Here is a 16,330-nt window from a genome sequence, read left to right as displayed (position 1 = left end):
CACTGCACAATGTCACTGGGATGAGTATTGACGGGCGATGCCGTGGCCGCAATGGCACAATCCCGACGATTCACAATCCGCAGGATGCGATCCGTGCCCTATCTGGCATTCATTACCGTAGTCTGGGCGTTGTCGTTCAGCCTGATCGGCAACTATCTGGCCGGTCACGTCGATAGCGATTTCGCCGTGCTGGCCCGCGTGGCATTGGCTGGGCTGGTATTTCTGCCGCTGACCCGTTTGCGTGGCATCGCGCCGCAACGCATCGTCGGCACCATGACGGCCGGCGCCCTGCAGTTCGGCATCACCTACTTGCTGCTCTACCGCTCGTTCGCCTTCCTGACCGTGCCGGAAGTGCTGCTGTTCACCATTTTCACGCCGATCTATATCACCCTGATCGACGATGCCTTCAATCGCCGCTTCACCCCCAGCGCGTTTGCCGCCGCCTTGCTGGCTGTCGTCGGTTCGCTGGTGATCCGTTACGACAACCTGAGCGCGCATTACCTCACCGGCTTTTTGATGTTGCAGCTTGCCAACCTCACCTTTGCCGCCGGCCAGATCGGCTACAAGTATTTGCTCCGCCGCTATCCAACCGACTTGCCCGCACGAGCGAGCTTTGGCTGGTTCTTTGCCGGCGCCTTGCTGGTCGCCCTGCCCTCGTATTTGATCTTCGGCAACCCGGCCAAACTGCCCGCCACCGATGTGCAATGGGCCGTGCTGGCCTTTCTCGGCCTGATCTCGTCGGCGCTGGGTTTCTTCTGGTGGAACAAGGGCGCGACGTTGGTGGATGCCGGCACGCTGGGGGCGATGAACAATATGCATATCCCGGTCGGCATTGCGCTCAACCTCCTGATCTGGAACCGGCATGCCGACATCCCGCGCTTATTGATCGGTGGTGCGATCATCGCCACTGCGGTATGGCTGAACCGGCGCTGGCGGCGCGCAACCGTAGAACTCTAAGAACCTGCTCACGATCTTTTGAAAAGTCGGTTCAGCCAATGCGGCGCAATACCCTTTCGCGTGCGAATCTTTGATTCGCCCAGCTATAGGGATTGCACCCTACGAAATCATGGGCGGTAGCGCACAACTGCTGCGGTTTTATCTCGCGATGGTTGCGCCGCGGGTTTTCGTCCCCTTTCGCTAAGCGCCGAGGGAGTGTCGCGAGACCTTAGGCTCGCGACCGACCGAGGGTAGCCTGGAGGGCCGCCCAGCGGGGGTCGCCTTTGGAGTGGAGAGGGCTTTGGCGAGACAAAGTCCTTTCCCCGGCCGCGGGACGGATTCCCGCTGTAATGCCTTTACTCGCGCCGCAGGCGCATAACTGAAAGATCGTGAACGGCTTTCTAAGCAATCATCCTTGCGCTTTCATCTTGCCTCCGTACACTGACCATGCCAAATGCATGATCAACCGCTTGGGAAATGCGTCGATGAAACTCGCAACCGTCTGCAGCGCCATCCTGTTCTACCCCTTGTGCTTGTCCGCTGCCTGGGCGCAGGAGCCCCCCAGCGAAGCCGAGCTGCAAACCGAATACCGGCATTTCGCCATCACTTACCCGGCGCAGCAACGCCAGTACAAGATCAGCCATATCCTGCTGGCCAACGGCCGGGACAGCTTCAAAGCGCTGGAAAAACTGCGCAGTGGCCGCTCGTTCGCCAGCGTGGCACAAGAAATGTCACGCGATGAAAAGACCAAATCCCAAGGCGGTGATGTGGGCTGGCTCTATCCGCGTCAGATGACGTGGGAACTATCCACGGCGCTGCCGCTGATTCCCAAGGGCCAAGTCAGCGAACGGGCCGTGAAAGCACCAGATGGCTGGCATGTGATCCGGGTCGACGACGTGGCCGATGGCGTACCGCCGCCGTATGAAAAAGCCCGCCCAGGCTTGTTGCGAATCTTCAACGACACGCTGGCCACCATCGATGCCAAGCACAGCCAGCCGGACGCACTCGGCAATACCTTGGCCGCCCTGGTGATCGGTCCAGCGCAGGCCAAACGGCTGCTCGATGCCGGCGCCAACCCCAATGCCATGAATAGCGACGGCGTCTCCCCCTTGGTCATCGCCTGCATGAGCGGCGACTTCGAATTGATCGATATGCTCTTGAAAGCCGGTGCCAATCCGACGCTCAGAAAAGAAAAGGGCCTGAACGCCTGGTACGAATGCCTGCGCACCCGGCCGGATACCGACAAGATCGTGGCGGCACTGATCAAGGCCGGCAAATTCGACGAGCCGGATGGCTTCGGCCTCTACCCGATCCATATCGCAGCACTACACGACAATGTGGTCGCCGTGCGGGCCTTGGTGCGCGCCGGCGTCAACTTCGAACAGCGCGACCCCAATCACAAGACCCCGCTGATGTCCGCGGCCAGTGCCAACGCCCCCGCAACCGCCAAGCTCCTGCTCCAGCTGGGCGCCGATCCGCTCGCGACGAATGACGATCCGAAAATCCCACGCACCGCTTTTTCCTATGCGCAGCTCGGCACGCCCAACAGCCCGGTCTACAGCACGGCGACCGAAGAATTGCTGCACGCCGCAACGTTCGAAGCGGCCCGCAAGAAGACCAAGAAACAGCTCGATGTCTTCGTGGTGCAGGACGACAAACGCATCCATGTTGATGGCAGCCCGATCGTTCTCAAGCGCAAGCCGTTCAGCTTTGAATTCACGCTGACCAACACGGACTCGGTGCTCGTCCATGCCACGCTCGACGATGCATTCATCCGCGCACTGAGCACAGACCCGATACATAGCTCTCTGGGTTCGGGCGGCACCTTCGAGGCTGAGCCCAATGATCACTCGACGCACGATCTGTTTCTGCAGCCCGACGATCGCGGCAACCAGGTCTGGTGGGCCAACAAGGACGGTACGCGCTTCGATAGCTCGCGGCGCAAGGATGGCAAGCTGATCGCCACCCGCCAGATCGCTACCTTCACCGACCTCGGCCCCACGCCGCATACCATGACCCCGGTCGCGCAAAGCACCCTGCCCTCGCTGTATCTCGCCTTCGGCATCGGCGAATCGATCGGCTTTCCGGAAGAAGCCATCGTGCAAGCAACGACCACCGAGCTGCGGTTTTCTGAATGACGGCAGCGTTTGATTTATAATTCCGCCCGTTTCGACCCACCTGTTCCGAATTCATAATTTACAGCCAAGGAAGACGCGTCATGGACGTCAGCAAGATCCCCGCCGGCAAGAACCTGCCGCAAGATTTCAACGTGATCATCGAAATCCCGGCCAATGCCCCGCCGGTGAAATACGAATTCGACAAGGAAGCCGGCTGCATCATCGTCGACCGCTTCGTTGGCACCTCGATGTCCTACCCGATGAACTACGGCTTCGTGCCGCACACCCTGTCGCTGGATGGCGATCCGGTGGATGTGCTGGTGCACACCCCCTTCCCGCTCGGCCCCGGCATGGTCATCAAGTGCCGCGCCATCGGCGTGCTGGGCATGGAAGACGAAGCTGGCCAGGATGCCAAAGTGATCGCCGTACCGGTCGAGAAAGTGTGTGCGATGTACGCCCACATCCAGAAGCTGGAAGACCTGCCGGAACTGCTGCTCGCGCAAGTGAAGCACTACTTCGAGCACTACAAGGATCTGGAAAAGGGCAAGTGGGTGAAGGTCACCGGCTGGGGCGACAAAGCCGCTGCCGAAGCCGAGATCGTTGCCAGCTACGAGCGCGCGCAGCAGAAGTAAGCGCGTGGTTCATGCGGTAAGAAAAGCCAGCCTTTGGGCTGGCTTTTTTATGCGCGATCGCATGGGGAGAGCGAGACTAACCCGTAGCCCGGACGGCTTGCCGGCCGGGGCTTGCGTTGATCCTTGCCACCCCGGCCGGCACCCAGCCAAAGCGACGTTGGCGATAGAACACAACCCCTGTGAGGAACATTGACGCACCACAATGCCACGGGCATTATCCGTCGGTTTGCTTTCAATAAAATTTCAAAATCAGGTACCAGCCTGCCAGATGTCGCCATCCGAGCTGGAGCCAAGACCTGATACACCTGTGGCGCCAGGCGCAGCCGTAACGGCAGGCTCGCTGCGATCAACTGAAATGGAATACGCACTGACAATGAAAACGCGACAACTCGGCCGAACCACGCTTGCAGCGCTTGGCGCAAGCGTCCTTCTAAGCAGCGGGGCTTATCTGGTCTTGGGCAATGTAGCACCGGAGGCGATGGCCGCCGGAACGCCCACACCGACCCCCACGCCAGCGCCAGCCCCCCTGTCAGGTGCGGCCTTGATGTCGATTCTCAGCATCGTGCTTGATGATCAACCGACTCCGGCCCCTACGCCGGCTCCAGCGCCTACGTCGACACCGGCTCCAACGCCGACTCCTACACTGACTCCTACACCGACTCCTACACCGACTCCTACACCGACTCCTACACCGACTCCTACACCGACTCCTACACCTACGCCAACACCGACTCCTGCGCCAACGCCAGCCCCAACGTCGACACCCGCACCAACTCCGACACCGACACCGACACCGACACCAATTCCGGCTCCATCGGGCGTTTTCATCAGTGAAGTTGCCAATAACTATTACGTCCAATCGGCATCCTGGTTTGAGATCTGGAACAACTCCGGCGCGGCGATTGACCTGGCCAACTACTCGGTACGCAGTCACTACTTCAACACGGTTTCCAAGTTGACTGGCGTTACGACCTTTAGCCTGCCGCACACTACCGTCCCGAGTGGCGGCTATATGGTGATCGGCGGCAAAGCCAACAGCGACCTGCTGAATTCCGCCTCCACCCTCTACCTGATCGATGGCAGCAGTAACATTCCGTTCTGGACCAACACACAAGGCTTTGTCGAATTGCTGAGTAGCGGACAAACCGTTGATTTCGTACGTTTTGGCTCCGACACCGTCGCGCCGATCACTGCCGGCGCATGGACGGGCGCGAACGTCGCCGGCTTCCCTGTTGTCACGACCAAACCCGATCCGACCAGCAGCATCACCTTCTACAACTACAACACCTCCATCGTGCGGCTGGCGTCCAGCTTCCAGCAAACGCACACGGCCGCCGATTGGTCGCCATCCAGCTTCACCACGCCGGGCGGCCCGAACGATGTGGCGCCGGGCGCGGTCGATAGCGATGGCGACGGCATTCCCGATTCGGCCAAGGCAGCAGGTGGCACGTTCGCTGGTCTGGACCTGTATTCGATGGGTGCCCGCCAGGGGCAGAAAGACCTGTTCATTCAGGTCGATTACATGAACAGCACCGATCCGGGCATCACCCCCCGTAGCGAAGCGCTCGCCAACGTGGTGCAGGCCTTCAAGTCGCACAACATCGCCGTGCACTTCGATACTGGCAATCTGTTCTCGGGCAGCTTTAACCCGGCGCTGTACAACCTGAGCGGTAGCGTGAGCAATCAGCGACCATTCACCGCCTGCTCCCAACTGCTTAACAGCTCCTCCCCGTATTTCGGGCCCGGCTGCATCAGTGTTTACGCGGTGAAGACCCCGACGTTTGATGTGCGTCGCAAACCGTTCTTCCGCTACATGCTGATGGCGAGCAGCCAGCAGGCAAACGGCTTGGCCGGGTCTTCCGGCATTGCGGAAATCGCCGGCAACGACTTTGAGGTCTCGCTGGGGAAATGGGGCTTGAGCACCAACAACAGCAACGCCACCAACCAGCTGATCAATTATCAGGCAGCCACCATCATGCACGAGCTAGGACACACGCTCGGCCTGCGGCATGGCGGCGATGAAGACGCCAACTACAAGCCGAACTACTACAGCATCATGAACTACCTGTATCAGCTGGATGGGCTGCCCAATCCGGTCAGCGGCGAGGTCAACGAACGCTACTACCTGTGGCAAAACGATTACCTTGGCAAGGCGGTACCAGGCTACCCGACGGCTGGCACGTTCCCAAGCTGCGCCGTAACCAACGGCCCATGCTCGAATACATTCAAACTCGATTACTCGAATGGCAGTGGCAGCACGCTGGACGAAAACAACCTCGACGAGAACCAGATCATCGGTCGCGGCACAGCAGCCGGGGTATTTGGGGACTGGAATCTGAACAGCAGCGCGAACTATGGATACGCTTACGACGTTATCAATGGCGCGAATCAGTCCCCGTCGATCCCGTTAGGCGTGCTGCACGACTACAACGACTGGGCAAACCTGATCCTGAACACCAGCCGCTATTACTACAGCAACAATACTGGTGCTAGCCAAACCCCAACACAGGTCAGTCAGCCCTATGATCCAATCGTCAATTTCAGCCGTCCGACGATTCAGGAAGATGCACCGCCGGCCAGCTTCTTCAACCGCATTCTGCGTGTGAATAGCGGAAGCTGATTCCCCCTGTACGCGGGGGTCAGATGAAACGAAGCCCAATGCTTACCACGAACCATTCGTGGCAGTCGTTGGGCTTTGTTGCGATTAGCGCCGAGACTGCCTATTCCCGATCGGGCGTTGCTTGCTCTTCCAGCCTTTTGGTAGGGTTTAGCCGCTGCCCCCCTCTGCATCGTAACCGCATCGCCTACGCGCCAATCCAACGGCGCCCAACCACTCATCCTCCACCGTAAGCCCTGTCTTATTCCGGCAATGCGCGATTGCTACGCTTCGCCCCAAGCTTTCAGGAGAATCGTGCGATGAGCTTGCCGCTGGAGCTGAGCAATACCGTTTTCGCCAAAACAGCCAAGGGCCAGGAAGAAGTGGATTTGCGCAACCACGGCTTGTCGCCGCGGCTGCGCCGCGTTTTGATCCTGATCGATGGCGCTCGCACGATTTATATGCTGACCACCATGCTGGCCGGGCTGGAACTCGCGCCCATGCTGCGCGAGTTATCACTTGGCGGTTTCATCACGGCCAATGGCCCCGACCTGGCGGCGGCCTTTGCCATCAGCGCCAAGCCGATGCAGCCCCCGGTGCCGCAAGCAACACGCGACCCCATCATCGTCGAGCCCGCCCTTGCTCCGCAGGCAATCGATCCGGTACGGCTTGAACAGGTGAAACGCCTGATGAGCGACAGCGCACGGGAATTCCTTGGCTTGATGGCCAGCAGCCTGGTGGCGGATATCGATGCCGCAGCCGATTCAGTCCGCCTGAAGGCCGTGGTCGGCCGCTGGAACATGGCGCTACGTGAGTCGCGCAAGGCCGCGCCGTACGCCGATGAATACATGACGGCGGTCAAGACTTTGATCCATCTTTGAAGCAACGCGGCAATACGGGTTACCGCTATACTTGGCGGTCTTACAATAAGGAGACCGCCTGATGCTTGCCCGCTTTCGACCGCTATTCATCTCCCTCTGTGCTGTCACGTTGCTCGCGCCGGCAACGGTGTTCGCCGCCAAAGCCAAGACAGTTACGGCAGATGCGTTTCCGCCAGCAGTGCTGTGGAAAGTCGAAAAGCCAGGCGTGAAGCCGTCCTACCTGTTTGGCACCGCCCATGTCACCGATCCCGCCGTCACGGCACTGAGCGAGCCGGTACAGACCGTCTTCGACAACGCGGACCATATCGCCACCGAGATTCGCATCGACTTCAACATGATGATGACGATGGCGAAGAACATGCTGATGCCGGAAGGGCAGAATCTGGCCGATCTGATCGGTGCCGAGCATTACCAGAAACTGCTGCCGGAACTGGATGCGCGGGGCTATCCGGAAACCGCCGCCAAACGTCTTAAGCCTTGGGCAGCCTCTATGCAATTGATGGTGCCCAAGCACCAGGGCGGCGAGCTGCCGCTCGACATGCTGCTGGCCAAGATGTCCATCGAAAATGAAAAAGACTATGTCGGGCTGGAAACGATCGAGGAGCAAATCGCCGTCTTTGCAGACATCCCGCAGGACAAGCAGATCGTACTGCTGAACAGCCTGATCGACGGGCAGGACAAGCTGGAGGGCTATTACAAGAAGCTGATCGCCCTCTATATCAAGCGCGATCTGGACGGCATGATGCAATTCGCCGATCAACAGGAAGAAGTCGATTTCCCCAAGGCCGACCGCGCTTACTTTGACAACTGGAGCAAGACCACGCTGATTGGCAATCGCAATGTGCGCATGGCGGAACGCATGCAAACGCTGCTCTCCCAAGGCAATAGCTTTATCGCCGTCGGCGCAGCGCACTTGCCCGGCAAGAACGGGCTGGTGGCCTTGCTGAAAGCGCAGGGATACACGCTCACCCCGATTTACGATCACAAGAAATAAGTGGATGTTGGCAGGTCATTGATGACCCGCCCCATCCAATTCGTAAAACGAGCCGGCGTTGCCGGCTCGTTTGCATGGTTCAGGAGAATATTCATGCAGCACCGCCTTTTACCCGGCACCGATCTCACCGTCTCGTCGATCTGCCTTGGCACGATGACCTTCGGCGAACAGAACAGCGAAAGCGACGCCCACCAGCAACTGGATGCCGCCACCGCAGCCGGCATCAATTTCATTGATAGCGCCGAGATGTATCCCGTGCCGGGCAAGGGCGAAACGCAGGGCCGCACGGAGGAGTTCGTCGGGTCGTGGCTGGCGAAGCAGGCGCGCGATAAAGTGGTGCTCGCCACCAAGGTGGCCGGGCCGAATCGCGGCATGGCGTGGATACGCGGCGGCCCGCAATTCACCGCGGAGCAGATCGTCGCCGCCTGCGATGCCAGCCTGGCCCGCCTGAAAACCGACTACATCGACTTGTACCAAGTGCATTGGCCAGCCCGCGCAGTGCCAATGTTCGGCCAGAGCCTATACAACCCGGCCGACGAAAAACCCGACACCCCGAGCATCCACGAGCAACTCGAAGCGCTGACTCGCCTCGTGACGGCCGGCAAGGTGCGCTACCTCGGCATCAGCAATGAAACTGCCTGGGGCGTGGCCGAATGGGGCCATGCGGCCGATGCGAATGGCCTGCCACGCGTGAAGACGATTCAGAACGTCTACAACCTGATCAACCGCAGTTTCGAATCCGGCTTGGTGGAAGCCTGCCACCGCGAGCAAGTCTCGCTGCTGGTTTACAGCCCCCTCGCCTTCGGCCTGCTCTCGGCCAAATATGCCGACAACCCGGCTGCCGATGGCCGCATGACGCGCTTCCCGCAGTTCGGTGTGCGTTATCGCAAACCATTCGTGGATGAGGCCATCGCCGCCTACGCCAAGCTCGCCCGTGAACATGGTCTGACTCCGACCCAGCTGGCGCTGGCCTTTGTGCGTAGCCGCTGGTTCGTCGCCAGTACGATCATCGGCGCGACCACGCTAGCGCAACTGACGGAGAACATCGGCAGCAGTGAAGTGAACATTACACCCGAGCTGGAAGCGGGCATTGAGACGCTGTATCGGCAATACCAGAGCCCCGCGCTGTAATTCTTCGGTCATCCCCTGCGCTACCCAGCGGCAACGCATTGAGTTGCCATTTTTTTATCCCATTGTCTTGCCGCAAAACAATATTTCCATAATTATGGAAATATGGAAAACAAAACCGCCACCACTTTGCTTGCCGCACTCGCCCAGGAAACAAGGCTTGCCGTTTACCGCCTGCTGGTCACCGCCGGGCCGGAAGGCATGCAAACCGGCAAGATCGGCGAGGCGCTCGAACTTGCACCGGCCACGCTCTCCTTCCACCTGAAGGAACTGACCCGCGCCGGGCTGATCGTGGATCGCAAGGAAAGCCGCTACATCTACTACGCCGCCCGCTACGACACGATGAATGCGCTGATCGATTTCCTGACCGAGAACTGCTGCGGTGGTGAGCCATGCATGCCCGTAAAAATCGGCAGTGATACTTGCTGCTGAACCTAATCCCTTCAGGAATCCACGATGAGCAAAACCTACAACGTTCTTTTCCTCTGCACCGCCAATTCCGCCCGGAGCGTGATGTCCGAAGGCCTGCTGAATGTGCTCGGCAACGAGCGCTTTCATGCCTATAGCGCCGGCAGCCACCCTAGTGGTCGCGTCAATCCATTCGCCATCGAGTTGCTCGACAAGATCGGCTATGACACCAGCAAGCTGTATTCAAAATCCTGGGACGAGTTCGAAACGCCAGATGCGCCCAAGATGGATCTGGTGATTACCGTATGTGACAACGCCAAGGGCGAAACCTGCCCGATCTGGCCAGGCCATCCAATCACCGCGCATTGGGGCTACGAAGACCCGCATGGCAACACTGATGAAGAAAAGCGTGCCTCGTTCGGCAAAATTTTCTTGCAGATCAAGCGGCGCGTGGAACTGTTGGTAAGCCTGCCGGACGACAAGATCGAACATCTGACCAGCATCCGAGCCATTGGCGAGAGCAAGGTCGACTGATGCCGCCGCGTCTTATTGTTCGGCAGCTGCTTGCCGAGGCGCTTGGCACACTGCTGCTGCTCGCCATCGTGGTCGGCTCCGGCATCATGGCGGAGCGGCTGGCCAACGGGAACGTGGCGGTGGCATTGCTCGCCAACGCACTGGCTACCGGTGGCGGCTTGATCGTGCTGATCCAGATCTTCGGGCCGGTTTCCGGCGCGCACTTCAATCCGGCGGTATCGCTGGTGATGCGGCTGGCGGGCAAGCTCGGCAATGCCTCGTTCTTCGCTTATATCGTCGCGCAGGTAATCGGTGCGATTGCGGGGGTGTGGCTGGCCCACGCCATGTTCGGCGAGCCGATCTGGCAACTATCGACCAAGCTGCGTGCCGGGCCGGCTCAGGACTTGTCTGAGTTTGTCGCCACCTTCGGGCTGGTGCTGACGATCTTTGGCGGCGTGCGTTTTGTGCCAGAGAAAGTCGCTCAGCTGGTCGCGGCTTATATTGTCGCGGCTTACTGGTTTACCGCTTCGACCTCGTTCGCCAACCCGGCGGTGACGCTGGCGCGCAGTCTGTCGAACACCTTCGCCGGCATCGCACCACAGAACGTCGCTCCTTTTGTGCTGGCGCAATTGGCGGGTGCACTGGCGGCATGGTGGACAGCGAAGCTGTTGTTCCCCAAGCCGGAAACTGTCTGAGAGACAGTGGTTCTTGGCCGTAAAAAAGCCCGCGTCTGAAAACGCGGGCTTTTTCATATGCGTGCGACTTAGCTTATTCAGTGGCCGCCTCAGCAGTAACCACCTGAGCAATCGCCGCCGCCCATTCGCTGGCAATGTTGGCATCGACATGCTCGACCATCACTCGCACGACCGGCTCGGTGCCGGACGGGCGCAACAACACGCGGCCGTTGCTGCCCATGGCTTTCTCCGCCTCAGTCACCTTGGCTTTAATGGTCGGCGAACCGTTGCAGTCGAACCCCTTGCTGATGCGCACGTTCTTGAGCACTTGCGTAGACAGCGCCAGATCCTCACACAAACCAGTGAGCGACTTGCCCTGCTCGATCACCGCTTCCAGCACTTGCAGTGCGGAAATGATGCCATCGCCAGTCGAATGCCGATCCAGGCACAGCAAGTGGCCAGAGCCCTCACCGCCCAGCAGCCAGCCGTTGTCGATCAGCTTTTCCAATACATAGCGGTCGCCGACTTTGGCGCGCAGGAAGTCGATACCACGTGCTTTCAGGCCGTTCTCGACCCCAAGATTGGTCATCAGCGTACCGACGACACCACCGCCCAAGGTGCCGCGCTCGGCACGGAAGCAGGCAACCACGTAAAGCAGCATGTCGCCATCGATCACGCTGCCGTCGCTATCGACCATGATCAGACGGTCGCCATCGCCATCCAGCGCGATGCCGTAGTCCGCGCCTTCGGCCAGCACGGCCTTGCGGATCGTCTCGACATGAGTCGCGCCGACCTCTTCGTTGATGTTGAAGCCGTTCGGCTTGTCGCCAATGGTGATGACCTCGGCCCCCAGCTCATGAAACACGTGTGGGGCCACTTGATAGGTTGCACCATGCGCGCAATCGATCACCAGCTTGAGGCCTCGCAGGTCGAAATCATTCGGGAAAGTGGATTTGCAGAATTCGATGTAACGGCCGGGGGCATCGTTGATACGCCAAGCTTTGCCGAGCTGCTTGGAACCGACACAAGGCTGGGCTTCGTCGATGGCGGCTTCGATCGCCAGCTCGACGTCGTCCGGCAGCTTCTTGCCACCGGCACCGAAGAATTTGATGCCGTTGTCGTAGTACGGGTTGTGCGATGCGGAGATCACCACCCCGGCAGACAGGCGCAGCGCACGGGTCAGATACGCCACGCCCGGCGTAGGCAGCGGGCCGGTGAGATGGACATCGACACCGGCGGCATTGAAACCCGCCTGCAGCGCAGCTTCGAGCAGATAGCCAGAAACGCGAGTGTCTTTGCCGATCAACACGGCGGCATGTTCACCATTCTGGCGTTTGGCAGCAGCCAGCACGCGACCGGCGGCATAACCGAGTTTCATCGCGAAATCGGGAGTAATCGGGTATTCGCCAACGAGGCCACGCACGCCATCCGTGCCGAAGTACTTGCGAGTCATGATTGCCTTGGAAAAGTTTGGAAAAATGAGGGGCAGAACGTGCCAATGAATGGGGCACCAGCCGATTGCGGCTATTGTAAGGCGCTTAACACCTTAAAGGCATCCACGGTTTCCTTTACATCATGTACACGGACAATCGCGGCCCCCGCCTGCGCCGCCAGCATGGCCGCGGCAATGCTGGCGGAGAGGCGTTCGTCGACCGGCCGGCCCGTGATGTCGCCCAGCATGCGCTTTCTGGAAACCCCGATCAGCTGCGGGCATTCCAGATCACGGATCATTTGCGGCAAAGCCTTGAACAGCGCGGCATTGTGCGCGAGATTCTTGCCGAAGCCAAAGCCCGGATCGAGCACGATGCGATCACGCGAAATGCCTGCCGCAAGGGCTGCGTCGCGCCGGGCAGCAAGATAGGCTCCGACCTCAGTCACCACATCGTCGTAATGCGGATCGGCCTGCATCGTTTGCGGCTGCCCTTGCATATGCATCAGGCAGACGGCGGCATCGTATCCGGCCAGCAATTTGAGTGCGCCCTCGCCTTCCAGCGCGGCAATATCGTTGACGAGATCAACGCCCGCATCCAGTGCAGCGCGCATCACGGCAGGTTTGCGGGTATCGATCGACAGCGGCACCTGCAAGGTATGCAACGCATGCAACACGGGAATCACGCGGCGGATTTCTTCGTCTTCCGGCACATAGGCCGCGCCAGGGCGGGTGGACTCGCCACCAATATCGAGCAGATCAGCCCCGTCGGCAACCAGCTGTCTGGCGTGTTCAATCGCACGCTCGGTCGAGTCATAACGCCCGCCATCGGAGAATGAATCGGGCGTGACATTGACAATACCCATCACGAGCGGACGCTCAAGCGCGAGCTGAAAGCGGCCACATTGCAAGATCGGCATGAGAACTCCGGGCGAGAAAAAGGCGGCCGAAGCCGCCTTTGGGGACAGATGAAACGATCAGCCTTCGGTAGCCGGCTTCGTCGTCGGGGTGATGGCATCGCCGCTCGACTTGTCGCCGGAAGCAGTCGGCGCCTTCGGTGCCGGCGGATACTTGGGCGGACGTGGTTCACGGCCTTCCATGATATCCAGCACTTGCTCACGATCGACGGTTTCCCACTCCATCAGCGCAGCCGTCATCACCTCAACCTTGCTGCGGTTCTCTTCGAGCAACTTCACGGCAACTGCGTACTGCTCGTCGAGAATGCGGCGGATTTCGGCATCAACCTGCTGCATGGTCGCTTCGGACAAATTCTTGTGTGTGGTGACCGAGCGACCAAGGAAGACCTCGCCTTCGTTCTCGCCGTAAACCATCGGGCCAAGCTTCTCGCTCATGCCATAACGCGTGACCATATCGCGCGCCATGCTGGTTGCACGTTCGAAGTCGTTCGATGCGCCAGTGGAAATGCGATTGACGAACAAGTCTTCCGCTACACGACCGCCAAACATGATGGCGATGTTGTTCAGCATCTGATCCTTGTAGAGCGAAATCTTGTCGCGTTCCGGCAATTGCCAAGTCAGGCCCAGCGCACGACCGCGCGGCATGATGGTGACCTTGTGAACCGGGTCAGTACCCTTGAGCAACTCGGCGACGACTGCGTGACCCGACTCGTGATAAGCCGTGGCTCTGCGCTCATCTTCGGTCATGACCATGCTCCGGCGTTCCGGGCCCATGTAAATCTTGTCTTTCGCCGACTCGAAGTCATCCATGTCGACCAGACGCTTGTTGCGGCGGGCAGCGAACAACGCAGCTTCGTTCACGAGGTTGGCGAGATCGGCGCCAGACATGCCAGGCGTGCCGCGCGCAAGAATTGCCGGCTCCACATCATTGGCAATCGGCACTTTCTTCATGTGCACACCAAGAATCTGCTCACGGCCACGGATATCCGGCAGCGGTACGACCACTTGGCGGTCGAAACGGCCCGGGCGCAGCAACGCTGGGTCGAGTACGTCCGGACGGTTGGTCGCGGCAATGACGATGATGCCCGAATTGCCTTCGAAGCCATCCATCTCGACCAGCATCTGGTTGAGAGTCTGTTCGCGCTCGTCGTTACCACCACCAAGACCGGCGCCACGTTGACGGCCGACTGCGTCGATTTCATCGATGAAGATGATGCATGGCGCGTTCTTCTTGGCGTTCTCGAACATATCGCGAACACGCGCAGCGCCAACGCCGACGAACATTTCCACAAAATCGGAACCGGAGATCGAGAAGAACGGTACTTTGGCTTCGCCGGCAATGGCCTTAGCCAGCAGCGTCTTACCAGTACCCGGCGAGCCGACCATCAAGATGCCGCGTGGCATGCGGCCACCCAGGCTCTGGTATTTGGAGGGGTCACGCAGGTAATCGACGATCTCGGTGACTTCATCCTTGGCTTCGTCACAACCTGCGACGTCGGCGAAGGTGACCACGTTGTTGCTGTCATCCAGCATCTTGGCGCGCGATTTGCCGAACGAGAATGCCCCGCCCTTGCCACCGCCTTGCATCTGCCGCATGAAGAAAATCCATACGCCGATCAGGAGCAGCATCGGGAACCAGCTGATCAGGATTTCCTTGAGGTACGACGGCGATTCCGGCGGTTTGACCGTGAAATTGACGTTGTGCTTGATCAGCGTATCGACCATGCGGAAGTCGAACGGCGCGAGCGTGGTGAATTCGCTCTTGTCGGTCCGCTTGCCGCGAATCATCTGGCCGGAGAACAGATTGCCTTCCATCTCGATGGACGCGATCTTGTCCGCTTCCACATCGGCCATGAATTGCGAATAGGCGACGCGGTTAGTGGTTTCGGTGGGTTGACTGAACTGGCGGAAAACCGTCATCAGCACCAGACCGATGATGAGCCAAATCGCGATATTCTTGCCGAGATTGTTCACGGCCTACTCCTTGCGGCGCATTGCTGCGCACGGACACAAACGTGCGGAAGATTTTACTCCGCTCAAGACTTCTTATGCTTACCCAATAAGTACATTTCGGTACTGCGGTCTCGCGATGCCTTGGGCTTGCGGGAAAGAACCTGGGTGAAGTTCTCGCGCATCGCGGCCATATATTCGTTATAACCGGAACCCTGAAACACCTTGACCAGAAAATCCCCGCCCGGTTTCAAATGTTCGCGGGCAAATTCAAGCGCCAACTCACACAAATAGAAACTGCGGGCCTGATCAGTCACGGCATTACCGCTGATGTTGGGGGCCATATCGCAAATCACAAGGTCTACTTTTCGACCATTCAGCAAACTCGTGTATTGGGCGAGCACTTCGTCTTCGCGAAAATCGCCTTGAATGAAGTCGACTCCGGGAATAAACGGCATTTCGAGGATATCGAGCGCAAACACACGTCCGCTGCCACCAACGATCTGCGCCGCGACCTGCGACCAACTGCCCGGCGCAGCGCCCAGATCGGCGACCCACATGCCGGGCTTGATCAGCCGGTCTTTTTCGTTGATTTCGAGCAATTTGTACGCAGCGCGAGCGCGAAAACCATCTTTTTGCGCCTGGTGAACATAGTGATCGTTCACATGTTCCTGCAGCCATGCGTTGCTGCTCTTCGTACGGGCCATGTAAAATGCCTGTTTATTCAAGGGATTTTGAAAAATGGAACTCACGCCAGACCAGCGCCGCCACCTGAAAAGCTTGGCACATCACCTGAATCCGGTGGTGATGATCGGCAACAACGGCCTGACTGACGCGGTGATCCGTGAAATCGCGGTTAATCTGGACGCGCACGAACTGATCAAGATTCGCGTATTGGGCGACGACCGAGCCCTGCGCGAGGAATACCTGCAAAAAATCTGCTCGGAACTGGGCGCCCTGCCGGTACAACACATCGGCAAACTGCTGCTGATCTACCGCGCCACCAATGGCGACAAACCAAAGATCGTATTGCCGAAGGCCAAGAAGCCCAAGGCTGCATAAACACCGCTCAGTCCATCAAACCGAGCGAAGCACAAAGGGGCGATTCATCGCCCCTTTTGTTTGGCCGCTCATTTTGAACGGCCTGCTTACACA

General features: G+C 59.1%; 15 protein-coding genes. 11 read left to right on the top strand and 4 right to left on the bottom strand.

Going from position 1 to position 16,330, the window contains the following annotated elements; all coding sequences use genetic code 11:
* Nucleotides 1-93 precede the first annotated feature (93 nt).
* The 10 genes from BR41_RS04730 to BR41_RS04685 all read left to right on the top strand — a co-directional run bounded on the left by BR41_RS04730 (nt 94) and on the right by BR41_RS04685 (nt 10,900).
* Entirely contained in the window at nt 94-957 is an 864-nt protein-coding gene (locus BR41_RS04730; protein ID WP_035053774.1) for a carboxylate/amino acid/amine transporter, read from the top strand.
* 464 nt (nt 958-1,421) lie between these two features.
* Nucleotides 1,422-3,074, top strand: a complete 1,653-nt coding sequence (locus tag BR41_RS04725) for an ankyrin repeat domain-containing protein (RefSeq protein WP_169741249.1) — start codon at nt 1,422-1,424, stop codon at nt 3,072-3,074.
* An 80-nt stretch (nt 3,075-3,154) separates the two neighbouring features.
* On the top strand, nt 3,155-3,685 hold the full coding sequence (gene ppa / locus BR41_RS04720) for an inorganic diphosphatase (RefSeq protein WP_035053347.1): 531 nt from the start codon (nt 3,155-3,157) through the stop codon (nt 3,683-3,685).
* 373 nt (nt 3,686-4,058) lie between these two features.
* Nucleotides 4,059-6,305, top strand: a complete 2,247-nt coding sequence (locus BR41_RS24815) for a lamin tail domain-containing protein (RefSeq protein WP_156970564.1) — start codon at nt 4,059-4,061, stop codon at nt 6,303-6,305.
* A 296-nt stretch (nt 6,306-6,601) separates the two neighbouring features.
* The gene (locus tag BR41_RS22700) at nt 6,602-7,162 is read left to right on the top strand and encodes a hypothetical protein (protein WP_051710151.1); all 561 of its coding nucleotides are present in this window, start codon (nt 6,602-6,604) and stop codon (nt 7,160-7,162) included.
* A 61-nt stretch (nt 7,163-7,223) separates the two neighbouring features.
* Nucleotides 7,224-8,156: a TraB/GumN family protein gene (locus BR41_RS04705; RefSeq protein ID WP_035053342.1), complete on the top strand. Its 933-nt coding sequence runs from the start codon at nt 7,224-7,226 to the stop codon at nt 8,154-8,156.
* Between the two features lie 93 nt (nt 8,157-8,249).
* Nucleotides 8,250-9,287: an aldo/keto reductase gene (locus tag BR41_RS04700; protein ID WP_035053340.1), complete on the top strand. Its 1,038-nt coding sequence runs from the start codon at nt 8,250-8,252 to the stop codon at nt 9,285-9,287.
* A 102-nt stretch (nt 9,288-9,389) separates the two neighbouring features.
* Nucleotides 9,390-9,716 (top strand): ArsR/SmtB family transcription factor, encoded by a 327-nt coding sequence (locus BR41_RS04695; RefSeq protein WP_035053338.1) that lies wholly within the window; start codon nt 9,390-9,392, stop codon nt 9,714-9,716.
* 24 nt (nt 9,717-9,740) lie between these two features.
* Entirely contained in the window at nt 9,741-10,226 is a 486-nt protein-coding gene (locus tag BR41_RS04690; RefSeq protein WP_035053336.1) for an arsenate reductase ArsC, read from the top strand.
* Nucleotides 10,226-10,900: an aquaporin gene (locus BR41_RS04685; RefSeq protein ID WP_035053334.1), complete on the top strand. Its 675-nt coding sequence runs from the start codon at nt 10,226-10,228 to the stop codon at nt 10,898-10,900. Before BR41_RS04690 ends, BR41_RS04685 begins: the two co-directional genes overlap by 1 nt.
* Nucleotides 10,901-10,973: 73 nt before the next feature.
* Here the strand turns inward: BR41_RS04685 and glmM are convergent, their stop codons facing one another.
* The 4 genes from glmM to rlmE form a co-directional block, all read right to left on the bottom strand.
* Entirely contained in the window at nt 10,974-12,332 is a 1,359-nt protein-coding gene (gene glmM, locus BR41_RS04680) for a phosphoglucosamine mutase (protein ID WP_035053331.1), read from the bottom strand.
* A gap of 71 nt (nt 12,333-12,403) precedes the next feature.
* On the bottom strand, nt 12,404-13,228 hold the full coding sequence (gene folP, locus BR41_RS04675) for a dihydropteroate synthase (RefSeq protein ID WP_035053330.1): 825 nt from the start codon (nt 13,226-13,228) through the stop codon (nt 12,404-12,406).
* A 57-nt stretch (nt 13,229-13,285) separates the two neighbouring features.
* Nucleotides 13,286-15,199, bottom strand: a complete 1,914-nt coding sequence (gene ftsH, locus BR41_RS04670) for an ATP-dependent zinc metalloprotease FtsH (RefSeq protein WP_035053328.1) — start codon at nt 15,197-15,199, stop codon at nt 13,286-13,288.
* Between the two features lie 62 nt (nt 15,200-15,261).
* Nucleotides 15,262-15,882 (bottom strand): 23S rRNA (uridine(2552)-2'-O)-methyltransferase RlmE, encoded by a 621-nt coding sequence (gene rlmE, locus BR41_RS04665; RefSeq protein WP_035053319.1) that lies wholly within the window; start codon nt 15,880-15,882, stop codon nt 15,262-15,264.
* 34 nt (nt 15,883-15,916) lie between these two features.
* On the opposite strand from rlmE, the gene yhbY reads away from it, so the two are divergent.
* Nucleotides 15,917-16,237 carry a ribosome assembly RNA-binding protein YhbY gene (gene yhbY, locus BR41_RS04660; protein ID WP_035053318.1) on the top strand — a complete coding sequence of 107 codons (321 nt, stop codon included), beginning with the start codon at nt 15,917-15,919 and terminating at the stop codon, nt 16,235-16,237.
* Nucleotides 16,238-16,330: the final 93 nt, after the last annotated feature.

This window comes from Andreprevotia chitinilytica DSM 18519 (assembly GCF_000711875.1).
GTDB classification, from domain to species: domain Bacteria; phylum Pseudomonadota; class Gammaproteobacteria; order Burkholderiales; family Chitinibacteraceae; genus Andreprevotia; species Andreprevotia chitinilytica.
The sequence above is the reverse complement of the archived record's forward strand: the minus strand, read 5'-3'. Positions and strand labels throughout refer to the sequence as shown.